The sequence below is a fragment of the Citrobacter sp. 506 genome, from assembly GCF_050434985.1.
Taxonomy (GTDB): Bacteria; Pseudomonadota; Gammaproteobacteria; order Enterobacterales; family Enterobacteriaceae; genus Citrobacter; species Citrobacter braakii.
Genome location: NZ_JBNDJN010000003.1, coordinates 542,887 through 552,855 on the forward strand (window position 1 = coordinate 542,887; position 9,969 = coordinate 552,855).

Below are 9,969 nucleotides of genomic sequence, written 5' to 3' on the forward strand. Positions count from 1 at the left end.
TTATCAGGCCTGGTCATTTAGGCCTGATAAGGCGCAAGAAAAGCTAAGATTCGCTGACGACCACGGTACCGATTTGCGGGTGGCTGAAGCTGGCAATTTTATCGAGACGAAGCTCCCGGGTTTCACCTGCGACATCTGCGACCAGATACTCCACGTTTTTGCGTGAAACCAGGTCATTCGCTTTCGCCTGCAAAACTTCGCCATCTTTTAGCGCCAGCGTCAGTAACAAATGGTTCTGGCAGGCGAGTTCAAGATTGTCGTAATCATCACAATTGATGGGTTGATACGTTTCATTCATTGACATAATCGCTCACCAGTAAGTTGGCGGCAGCATAGGCCGCTTTTTCCCTGACCGACTCTGGAAGGGCGCTGTCTGCCGCCACTTCATTAAGCACCTTCAATACGCAACCCAGCGCATCCGGGATATACCCTAAGTCTCCGCTGGCGATTTCCGCGTACCGCTTGCGTATTAACTCACAATATTTTTCCACATGCCCTCCTGTCAGCACTCTGACTTAACCGTGGATGCAAGTCTAAGCCTACGAAGATAAACTCTGTTTAGCAAGGTGACTATACCATACTCATTCAAGCAATATCAGCGCCTTGATTGAGGAGCTGTTAGCAGCCTTTTGCCGCAGTTTTCGCTACAATGAGCGCCTGATTCGAAAGGAGTTCTCTCATGGCGCTTAAAGCGACAATTTATAAAGCCGTCGTCAACGTAGCGGATCTCGACCGCAACCAGTTCCTTGACGCGGCCTTGACGCTGGCGCGTCATCCCTCTGAAACCCAGGAGCGCATGATGCTGCGCCTGCTGGCCTGGATTAAATATGCCGATGAACGGCTGCAGTTCACGCGTGGCCTGAGTGCTGAAGACGAGCCTGAAGCATGGCTGCGTAACGACCATCTGGGCATCGATCTCTGGATTGAACTGGGTCTGCCGGATGAGCGTCGTATTAAAAAAGCCTGTACCCAGTCTGGTGAGGTTGCTCTGTTTACTTACATCAGCCGTGCGGCCCAGATCTGGTGGCAGCAAAACCAGAACAAGTGTGCGCGGTTTAAAAATCTCACCGTGTGGTATCTGGATGATGAACAGCTGGCGCAACTGAGTGATTTTGCTGGTCGTACAATGGCGCTGCAGGCAACTATCCAGGATGGCGCTATCTGGCTGTCTGATTCTCAGAACAATCTGGAAATTCATCTGACCGCGTGGCAGCCGCGTTCATGATTGTTATCTCCCGAAACGTCTCTATCCCTGACAGTGAGCTGGAAATCACGGCGATTCGGGCACAGGGCGCGGGCGGTCAGCACGTTAACAAGACCTCGACGGCTATCCACTTGCGCTTTGACATTCGGGCCTCAGGCCTGCCAGAGTATTACAAGGAACGTCTGCTGGCCGCCAGCCATCATCTGATTAGCAGCGATGGCGTTATTATCATAAAGGCGCAGGAATACCGTAGCCAGGAGCTAAATCGGGAAGCGGCAATCTCCCGACTGGTGGCGGTGATAAAAGAATTAACCGCGGTGCAAAAAAGCCGACAGGCAACACGTCCTACGCGCGCCTCGAAAGAGCGCAGGTTGTCATCGAAGGCGCAAAAATCCACAGTGAAAGCACTGCGTGGGAGAGTTCGTCGAACGCAAGACTGACGAGCGGGAATAAAAAATTATAAGGAATTCATAGTGAAAACAGCAATATTGTCCGTGGTCGCTGCATGCACGCTTTTTTCCTTGATCGGCTGTAACAACCGTACTGAAGTCGATGTACTACAGCCGACGCGGGCGGCAGAATTAAAACCGATGCAGCAAAGCTGGCGTGGCATTTTGCCTTGCGCGGACTGCGAAGGAATTGAAACCTCTCTGTTCCTGGAAAAAGACGGCACATGGGTGATGAATGAACGCTATCAGGGCGTGCGAGATGAACCGTCCTCCTTTGCTTCTTATGGTACATGGGCGCGCACTGCCGATAAGCTGGTGCTGACTGACAGCAAAGGTGAGAAGTCGTACTACCGGGCAAAAGGTGAAGCGCTGGAGATGCTCGATCGTGAAGGTAACCCGATTGAGTCACAGTTCAACTACACGCTTGAGCCAGTTTCCGCCAGCTTACCGGTGACGCCAATGCCGATGCGGGGGATGTACTTCTATATGGCTGACGCGGCAACCTTCACTGATTGTGCGACGGGTAAAAGAGTCTCTGTCGCGAACAATGCACAACTGGAGCGAGATTATCTGACTGCGCGTGGTGCAACGGATAAGGCAGTTCTGCTTACTGTGGAAGGGCACTTCACGATGGAAGAAAATCCTGATACGGGCACACCAGTGAAAACCTTAAGAGCGGATAAAGAAATTAAGTTTATCCCTGGCCAGAGTTGCGATGATTAATCTGCAGCTTATAAAAACCGTCCGGCGATCGCCCGGACAGTTTTTCCTTATCGGATCAATCCAACAAAACGGCTGGTTTTGATATAAATCCCTAACTTCAGGTGGCCGATATACTGTAGCTGCGTTTCAGACTTAAACGCGGAAATGTCACCTTCGCGCATATGCATCAGGTCGGAAGGGCTAATCCAACCCGGCTGCGCCATTGTTAGCGGGTGCCCGGCTGTGGCAAACGCATCGGTTACGAATTCGGAGCAAAACCACGCCTTCTTTTCTCCTTCACTGGTATTGTTCAACTGTGCTTTTGCCAGCCCACTGACGCATTGCTGGCGAAAATCCTCTGAGAAAGGATTCAATGAACATATTTGCCGGGTCACCATAAACGGAATAAATTCGACGATGCCGCGGTAGTTATAGCCGCTATCTTTGATTTTATAAGCGAATGTTTTGATTTCTTCGGCCTGCTGCGGTGTGAGGTTGGGGACCCGCAGAGCAAAAAGCTTATCGCTGTGATTTTCAGCCTTTTTAAGCGAAATGATTTGTACTCCCGCCCCGGTCGCTTCGGCAACTTCATTATCGCCAAGGTAAACGGCGACATGGCTGACAGAAGAGGTGCTGAACGCGCGAATACCAAATGAGGTCACCCCAAGACTAGAGGAAAACAGCAGGTCGCCCGGCCGGAGGTCGGTATCCGTAATTTCATGCAGCGCTTGATCGGTAAATGAGCTTTGATGCTGGAGTTTTATCTCCCATTTCTTTGCCTGGGCATCAACAGCGGTTGCTGATGAATTTTGCTGACTGACGTCAATCGTGCAGGCTGAAAGCAGAAGAACGAAGGGGAGGAGCAGGCGGTAATACGCCGTTGGTTTAGCCATTTTATACAATCCATGTAAAAAAGGCCCTGATCCTCAGGGCCTTGTGCTGGTATTAGCCTTTAATAGCTTTGACCAGGTAGTCGACGATGTCGCCGGTTTTAATCAGCTCTTTCTCGCCGTTACGACGGTATTTGTATTCGATATCGTCGTTGTCGAGGTTACGGTCGCCCAGCACGATGGTATGCGGAATACCGATGAGCTCCATATCAGCAAACATCACGCCTGGACGCTCTTTACGATCGTCCATCAGCACTTCAATACCCTGCGCGCGCAGCTCCGCGTACAGCTTCTCAGCCAGCTCCTGCACACGGTAGGATTTGTGCATGTTCATCGGCAGAATAGCAACCTGGAACGGGGCAATGGCGTCTGGCCATACAATGCCGCGATCGTCGTAGTTCTGTTCAATCGCGGCAGCCACAACGCGAGTGACCCCGATACCGTAGCAGCCCATGGTCAGCGTCTGGTTACGACCATCTTCTCCCTGAACGGCGGCTTTCATCGCTTCAGAGTACTTGGTACCCAATTGGAAGATGTGGCCCACTTCGATACCGCGTTTGATCATCAGCGTACCTTTGCCATCCGGGCTTGGATCGCCGGCGACCACGTTACGAATGTCAGCCACTTCCGGGGTGGCCACGTCACGATCCCAGTTGATACCGAAATAGTGTTTACCGTCGATGTTGGCACCGGCAGCAAAATCGCTCATTACCGCAACGGTACGGTCGATAACCACCGGAATCGGCATGTTCACCGGACCCAGAGATCCTGGACCTGCTTTAACCAGCGCACGAATTTCTTCTTCGGTGGCGAAGGTCAGCGGGCTGGCAACCTGCGGCAGTTTTTCCGCCTTGACTTCGTTCAGCTCGTGATCGCCACGAACCAGCAGCGCAACCAGCGGGTAGCTGCTGCCTTCAACCGCTTTCACCAGCAGGGTTTTCACGGTTTTCTCGATAGGCAGGTTGAATTGTTCAACCAGCTCGGCGATGGTTTTAGCGTTCGGCGTATCAACCAGCGTCATTTCCTGCGTTGCAGCGGCGCGCGGTTCTTTCGGTGCAACAGCTTCGGCAAACTCGATGTTTGCCGCATACTCGGAAGAGTCAGAGAAGATCACATCGTCTTCACCGCTCTGCGCCAGCACCTGGAATTCGTGAGAGGCGCTGCCGCCGATAGAACCGGTATCCGCTTGTACCGCACGGAAATCCAGCCCCATACGGCTGAAGATTTTGCTGTACGCAGCGTACATCGCGTCGTAGGTTTCCTGCAGAGATTCCTGAGAAGTGTGGAAAGAGTAGGCATCTTTCATCAGGAATTCGCGGGAACGCATCACGCCGAAGCGCGGACGCACTTCGTCACGGAATTTGGTCTGGATCTGATAGAAATTCAGCGGCAGCTGTTTGTAAGAGCTCAGCTCATTACGGATCAGGTCGGTGATCACTTCTTCATGCGTTGGGCCGAGTACGAACGAACGATCGCCACGGTCAGCAATACGCAGCAGTTCCGGGCCGTATTGTTCCCAACGGCCGCTCTCTTCCCACAGTTCAGAAGGCTGAACGACCGGCATCAACACCTCGATCGCACCGGCGTTGTTCATCTCTTCACGCACGATGTTTTCGACTTTTTTCAGGACGCGCACGCCGGTCGGCAGCCAGGTATATAACCCGGAGGCCAGCTTGCGGATCATCCCGGCGCGCAGCATCAGCTGGTGGCTGATGACCTCGGCGTCGGCAGGTGTCTCCTTCAGAGTGGAGAGCAGATATTGGCTAGTACGCATGTTGTTACGGTTCCAGTTGAACGATCGAACAGGCTCAAAATGAGCCTGGCACAAAACAAAAGTGGTTTAGTTTACCAGCGAGAAGGGGATGTCAAAAGAGTACGCGATGCAAATTAGCGGGCTTCCAGAGCAAAGACCTCAAATCCTGACGGCGTCACGCGCCAGCGGACGTTAAAGTCCAGCAACCAGACGGCATAGGTTTTGCCTTCTTCCTCGTTTTTACGGTAGGCAGGACGCGGATCCTGCGCCAGCACTTCGGCAATAAACTGACGAAGATGCGGGTAACGCTGTTCGAGCTTTGGGAGTTGCTCAGCGAGCTCTTCACTGAACGTCACGTCTACACTGGCCTGCGGCGCGTCCTGAGCATAGCTGGCGCGAGCATCAGGCAGCGATTCGGCAAACGGCAGATACGGTTTTATATCCACTACCGGCGTGCCATCAACAAGATCCAGCCCGCCGAGCTCAAGGATTACATGCTCTTTATGGCAACGGATGCCCCGCAGCTCAACCAACGACATGCCAACAGGGTTCGGACGAAACGTTGAACGCGTGGCAAAGACGCCCATTCTGGCATTGCCGCCAAGACGGGGAGGGCGCACGGTTGGACGCCATCCACCTTCCATTGTCTGGTGAAAAACAAAAATCACCCACAAATGGCTGAAGGCTTCCAGGCCGCGAACGGCATCGGCCTGGTTATAAGGTGCGAGCAAATGCAGTTCACCGCTGGCACTTTTCACCAGACCAGGCTGGCGTGGAACGGCGAACTTTTCTTTATAAGGTGAGCGGATAAGGCCTATTTGCTCGAACTGAAAATGGCTCATTTCGCCGAAATGTTCAGTGCAGAACCGATGCAAACCGCCTGGCGATAGCAACCCGGCGTTCCGCTGGTTACTTCGCAACTGTGCAGCAATACCGCATTTGCTTTCATTTTAGATGCGTTAATCTGCATGCGTTTGCGTGCGGTTGGAATGCTCGGTGGAGAATCCTGGTTGGATGCCTGGCAGGATTCGCCGCTGACTTCGCCGAGATCGCGGAACGGTTTGCCAACTAAATCTTCAGCGTTAGTAATGATTCTTACCGGCGCCGCGCGCGGTGCTTTGGGTTTTTCCGGCTCCGCTTTAGGCGGGGTAGCGGTGCTTTGAACGGGTTCAACAGGGGATCTGCTTAACATAGAACAGCCGCTCAGCATGAGTGCTACTAAACAGATCGGTAAAGCACGCATAATATTTCCTCAATGAATGATCTAAACGTCAGATATTGAATCAGGTGCTTGCATAAATGACAAGACGGGCAAGCGCCCGTCCTGATGATATTACAGATTCTGGAAACAGCCTAAAATTACCAGCCCTTAACAGCACCGCCGTTGAAGACTTTGTTTGCTGCTTCGTACACTTCGTCAGACTGGTATGCCTGAACGAATTTCTTCACATTCTCAGCATCTTTATTGTCTTCACGAGTCACGATCAGGTTTACGTACGGAGAATCTTTATCTTCAACAAAGATACCGTCTTTAGCCGGGGTCAGGCCGATCTGGCTGGCGTAGGTCGTGTTGATGACCGCCAGTGCGATTTGTGCATCGTCCAGGGAACGCGGCAGCTGCGGCGCTTCCAGTTCAACCAGCTTCAGGTTTTTCGGGTTTTCAATCACGTCCAGCGCGGTCGGCAGCAGACCAACACCGTCTTTCAGTTTGATTAAGCCCACTTTTTGCAGCAGCAGCAGGGAGCGGCCAAGGTTAGTCGGATCGTTTGGAATCGCGACCTGAGAGCCTTCCTGCAACTCATCCAGTGACTTGATTTTTTTAGAGTAGCCCGCAATCGGGTAAACAAAAGTATTACCTGCGGCAACCAGTTTGTAGCCGCGATCTTTGATCTGTTGATCCAGATACGGTTTGTGCTGGAAGGCGTTAGCATCGATATCGCCTTTGCTCAGTGCTTCGTTAGGCAGGACGTAATCGTTAAACGTGACCAGCTCAACGTCCAGACCGTATTTTTCTTTAGCCACTTTCTGCGCGACTTCTGCGACCTGCTGCTCTGCGCCAACAATAACGCCCACTTTGATGTGGTTAGGATCTTTTTCATCCTGACCGCAACCCACAAGTGCCAGAGAACCGATCAGGGCTCCAACTGCCGCAAAGGTTTTGAATTTGAACGCCATGCTTATTTCCTTTTCTTAATGAGTTTTTAGTGTTGTGTGCAACGTTATTTGTGCGTGACAGCCCGGACGATGCGATCGCCGGATAACTGAATTAAATAAACCAGAACGACGAGCAATACCAGCACTGTATTCATGACGGTAGCGTTGTAGCCAATATAACCGTACTGATAACCAATCTGGCCAAGACCACCGGCACCGACGGCACCGCCCATCGCGGAATAACCCACCAGCGTGATAAGGGTGATGGTGGCCGCATTGACCAGTCCAGGCAGTGCTTCTGGTAGTAATACCTTACGTACAATTTGCAGCGGCGTGGCACCCATTGCACGAGAGGCTTCAATCAGCCCGGTCGGGATTTCGAGCAGCGCGTTTTCCACCATACGGGCGATAAACGGCGCGGCGCCGACGGTCAGCGGGACGATAGCGGCCTGCAGCCCAATAGAGGTGCCAACGATCATGCGGGTGAACGGAATCATCCACACCAGCAAGATAATGAACGGGATGGAACGGAAAATATTCACCAGTGCAGAGAGCGTGCGGTAGAGCTTCGCGTTCTCAATGATTTGCCCCGGCCGCGTTACGTACAGCAACACGCCAACCGGCAGGCCAATCACAAAACCAAAAAAACCGGACACAAAGGTCATTGCCAGCGTTTCCCATACGCCGCGAACCAGTAGCCACATCATCGGCTCAGACATAACCCAGTACCTCTACTTTTACATGGTGTTCCTGCAACCAGTTAATGGCCGCTTGTGTATCTTCCTGTGTGCCGTGCATTTCAGTCAGCATGATGCCGAACTTCACGCCGCCGGCGTAATCCATCTGCGCGCTAATAATGTTGTTATTCACATTAAAGCGACGGGCCGTCTCAGAAAGTAATGGCGCATCAACCGAATGACCGGTGAATTCCATGCGCAGCATTGGCACGCTGTCGGCTTCTGGCTTTGCTTTTAAACGTTCCAGATAATCTTCCGGGATATCCAGGTGTAGCGTGGACTGGATAAATTTCTGTGCCAGCGGCGTTTTCGGGTGAGAGAACACTTCGCTGACGGTGTCCTGCTCAATCAGCTCACCATTACTGATGACCGCCACGCAGTCACAAATGCGTTTTACAACGTCCATCTCATGGGTAATCAGCAGAATGGTGAGTCCCAAACGACGGTTAATGTCTTTCAATAATTCCAGAATCGAGCGGGTTGTTGCCGGATCAAGTGCGCTGGTGGCTTCATCACACAGCAACACTTTTGGATTGCTGGCCAGCGCACGCGCAATCGCCACTCGCTGTTTTTGTCCGCCGGAAAGGTTGGCCGGGTAGCTGTCGTGCTTGTCGCCAAGGCCGACTAAATCCAGCAGTTCTGTTACACGGCGTTTGATCTCTTCCTTTGGCGTGTTATCCAGTTCCAGCGGCAGCGCGACGTTGCCAAACACGGTACGGGAAGAGAGCAGGTTAAAGTGTTGGAAAATCATGCCGATTTGACGGCGAGCTTTGGTCAGCTCGGATTCAGAAAGCGTCGTCAGCTCCTGACCGCCAACCTGAACACTGCCTTCGGTTGGGCGTTCAAGTAAGTTAACGCAGCGAATGAGCGTACTTTTACCGGCACCGGAGGCGCCAATGACGCCATAAATCTGCCCGGCAGGAACGTGCAGGCTGACTTTATTTAGCGCCTGAATGGTGCGAGTCCCCTGCTGGAACACTTTGGTGATATTCGAAAGTTTAATCATTGGTTATTTATTATCGTAATTAAGTTAGCCGTGGCATTTTCGTCTGTCTGGGACGGTCGAAGCCGTCAACAAGATGGATGTTAAGGCATCCAGACGTCTAAATCAATCTAGCTTTGCACGATGAGCACTTTCTTGCCCGCCGAAACATGCGATACTAGAGCCACATGCCTTATTCAGGAGCTATAAAAGGTGGCAAAATCTGTACCCGCAATTTTTCTCGACCGCGACGGCACCATTAATGTGGACCACGGTTACGTACATGAGATTGACGAGTTCGAGTTTATCGACGGCGTTATTGATGCCATGCGTGAACTTAAAAATATGGGTTACGCGCTCATTATCGTGACAAACCAGTCTGGTATCGCTCGTGGCAAATTTACTGAGGCACAGTTTGAAACGTTGACCGAATGGATGGACTGGTCGCTGGCCGATCGCGACGTTGATTTGGATGGTATCTACTATTGCCCGCATCATCCGCAGGGCACAGTAGAAGAGTATCGTCAGGTCTGCGACTGTCGTAAACCGCATCCTGGAATGTTGATCTCCGCCCGAGACTTCCTGCATATCGATATGGCCGCTTCCTATATGGTAGGCGACAAGATAGAAGATATGCAGGCAGCAGCAGCGGCGAATGTTGGAACGAAGGTTCTGGTGCGCACGGGTAAACCTGTTACGCCGGAAGCAGAAAATGCGGCAGATTTGGTCATAAACAGTCTGGCAGACCTGCCAATGGCGATAAAAAAGCAGCAAAAGTAAGCGCAATGGATAAAAGGTGAGCGGTTGAAACAAAAATGCATTTTTCCGCTTGTCTTCCTGAGTCGACTCCCTATAATGCGCCTCCATCGACACGGCGGATGTGAATCACTTCACACAAACAGCCGGTTCGGTTGAAGAGAAAAACCTGAAAATGAGGGTTGACTCTGAAAGAGGAAAGCGTAATATACGCCACCTCGCGACAGAGCGCTAAAGCGCGTCGCAACTGCTCTTTAACAATTTATCAGACAATCTGTGTGGGCACTCGAAGATACGGATTCTTAACGTCGCAAGACGAAAAATGAATACCAAGTCTCTGAG

Annotated in this window: 13 protein-coding genes; 4 read left to right on the forward strand and 9 right to left on the reverse strand. The window is 51.9% G+C overall.

Features of this window, described 5'->3' with window-relative positions; genetic code table 11:
* Positions 1-43: 43 nt before the first annotated feature.
* Together rof and ABIE10_RS15460 are read right to left on the reverse strand one after the other, a co-directional pair.
* Entirely contained in the window at positions 44-304 is a 261-nt protein-coding gene (gene rof, locus ABIE10_RS15455) for a Rho-binding antiterminator (RefSeq protein ID WP_047417117.1), read from the reverse strand.
* On the reverse strand, positions 291-491 hold the full coding sequence (locus tag ABIE10_RS15460; protein WP_003018499.1) for a YaeP family protein: 201 nt from the start codon (positions 489-491) through the stop codon (positions 291-293). The genes rof and ABIE10_RS15460 overlap by 14 nt, the downstream gene beginning before the upstream one ends.
* Positions 492-679: 188 nt before the next feature.
* Here ABIE10_RS15460 and ABIE10_RS15465 point away from each other — a divergent pair, with 188 nt between their 5' ends.
* Genes ABIE10_RS15465 through nlpE form a run of 3 tightly spaced genes read left to right on the forward strand, consistent with a single transcriptional unit; the run spans position 680 to position 2,376 of the window.
* Positions 680-1,225, forward strand: a complete 546-nt coding sequence (locus tag ABIE10_RS15465; RefSeq protein ID WP_429156240.1) for a YaeQ family protein — start codon at positions 680-682, stop codon at positions 1,223-1,225.
* Positions 1,222-1,644, forward strand: a complete 423-nt coding sequence (gene arfB / locus ABIE10_RS15470) for an alternative ribosome rescue aminoacyl-tRNA hydrolase ArfB (RefSeq protein ID WP_016151775.1) — start codon at positions 1,222-1,224, stop codon at positions 1,642-1,644. The genes ABIE10_RS15465 and arfB overlap by 4 nt, the downstream gene beginning before the upstream one ends.
* A gap of 30 nt (positions 1,645-1,674) precedes the next feature.
* Positions 1,675-2,376, forward strand: coding sequence for an envelope stress response activation lipoprotein NlpE (nlpE, locus tag ABIE10_RS15475; RefSeq protein ID WP_087121852.1), 702 nt, complete (start codon positions 1,675-1,677; stop codon positions 2,374-2,376).
* Between the two features lie 47 nt (positions 2,377-2,423).
* Here the strand turns inward: nlpE and ABIE10_RS15480 are convergent, their stop codons facing one another.
* From ABIE10_RS15480 to metN, 7 genes are all read right to left on the reverse strand, one after another.
* Positions 2,424-3,248 (reverse strand): YaeF family permuted papain-like enzyme, encoded by an 825-nt coding sequence (locus tag ABIE10_RS15480; RefSeq protein ID WP_053389214.1) that lies wholly within the window; start codon positions 3,246-3,248, stop codon positions 2,424-2,426.
* Positions 3,249-3,300: 52 nt separating this feature from the next.
* Positions 3,301-5,019 (reverse strand): proline--tRNA ligase, encoded by a 1,719-nt coding sequence (gene proS / locus ABIE10_RS15485; protein WP_279265257.1) that lies wholly within the window; start codon positions 5,017-5,019, stop codon positions 3,301-3,303.
* A 113-nt stretch (positions 5,020-5,132) separates the two neighbouring features.
* Positions 5,133-5,840, reverse strand: a complete 708-nt coding sequence (gene tsaA / locus ABIE10_RS15490) for a tRNA (N6-threonylcarbamoyladenosine(37)-N6)-methyltransferase TrmO (RefSeq protein ID WP_429156242.1) — start codon at positions 5,838-5,840, stop codon at positions 5,133-5,135.
* Positions 5,837-6,241 (reverse strand): Rcs stress response system protein RcsF, encoded by a 405-nt coding sequence (gene rcsF / locus ABIE10_RS15495; RefSeq protein ID WP_016151780.1) that lies wholly within the window; start codon positions 6,239-6,241, stop codon positions 5,837-5,839. Before rcsF ends, tsaA begins: the two co-directional genes overlap by 4 nt.
* A gap of 116 nt (positions 6,242-6,357) precedes the next feature.
* Positions 6,358-7,173 (reverse strand): methionine ABC transporter substrate-binding lipoprotein MetQ, encoded by an 816-nt coding sequence (metQ, locus tag ABIE10_RS15500; RefSeq protein WP_006686809.1) that lies wholly within the window; start codon positions 7,171-7,173, stop codon positions 6,358-6,360.
* A gap of 44 nt (positions 7,174-7,217) precedes the next feature.
* Positions 7,218-7,871 (reverse strand): methionine ABC transporter permease MetI, encoded by a 654-nt coding sequence (locus ABIE10_RS15505; RefSeq protein WP_003018471.1) that lies wholly within the window; start codon positions 7,869-7,871, stop codon positions 7,218-7,220.
* Positions 7,864-8,895 carry a methionine ABC transporter ATP-binding protein MetN gene (metN, locus tag ABIE10_RS15510; RefSeq protein ID WP_016151782.1) on the reverse strand — a complete coding sequence of 344 codons (1,032 nt, stop codon included), beginning with the start codon at positions 8,893-8,895 and terminating at the stop codon, positions 7,864-7,866. Before metN ends, ABIE10_RS15505 begins: the two co-directional genes overlap by 8 nt.
* Before the next feature lie 189 nt (positions 8,896-9,084).
* Between metN and gmhB the strand changes: the two genes are divergently transcribed.
* Entirely contained in the window at positions 9,085-9,651 is a 567-nt protein-coding gene (gene gmhB / locus ABIE10_RS15515) for a D-glycero-beta-D-manno-heptose 1,7-bisphosphate 7-phosphatase (protein WP_016151783.1), read from the forward strand.
* The last annotated feature ends 318 nt before the right edge of the window (positions 9,652-9,969 follow it).

Excerpts from the sequence above, each read along its gene's own strand:
- arfB (WP_016151775.1), top strand. The coding sequence starts at position 1,222 with ATGATTGTTATCTCCCGAAACGTCTCTATCCCTGACAGTGAGCTGGAA.
- ABIE10_RS15465 (WP_429156240.1), top strand. The coding sequence starts at position 680 with ATGGCGCTTAAAGCGACAATTTATAAAGCCGTCGTCAACGTAGCGGAT.
- ABIE10_RS15505 (WP_003018471.1), bottom strand. The coding sequence starts at position 7,871 with ATGTCTGAGCCGATGATGTGGCTACTGGTTCGCGGCGTATGGGAAACG.
- proS (WP_279265257.1), bottom strand. The coding sequence starts at position 5,019 with ATGCGTACTAGCCAATATCTGCTCTCCACTCTGAAGGAGACACCTGCC.
- ABIE10_RS15480 (WP_053389214.1), bottom strand. The coding sequence starts at position 3,248 with ATGGCTAAACCAACGGCGTATTACCGCCTGCTCCTCCCCTTCGTTCTT.
- metN (WP_016151782.1), bottom strand. The coding sequence starts at position 8,895 with ATGATTAAACTTTCGAATATCACCAAAGTGTTCCAGCAGGGGACTCGC.
- rcsF (WP_016151780.1), bottom strand. The coding sequence starts at position 6,241 with ATGCGTGCTTTACCGATCTGTTTAGTAGCACTCATGCTGAGCGGCTGT.
- metQ (WP_006686809.1), bottom strand. The coding sequence starts at position 7,173 with ATGGCGTTCAAATTCAAAACCTTTGCGGCAGTTGGAGCCCTGATCGGT.
- tsaA (WP_429156242.1), bottom strand. The coding sequence starts at position 5,840 with ATGAGCCATTTTCAGTTCGAGCAAATAGGCCTTATCCGCTCACCTTAT.
- rof (WP_047417117.1), bottom strand. The coding sequence starts at position 304 with ATGTCAATGAATGAAACGTATCAACCCATCAATTGTGATGATTACGAC.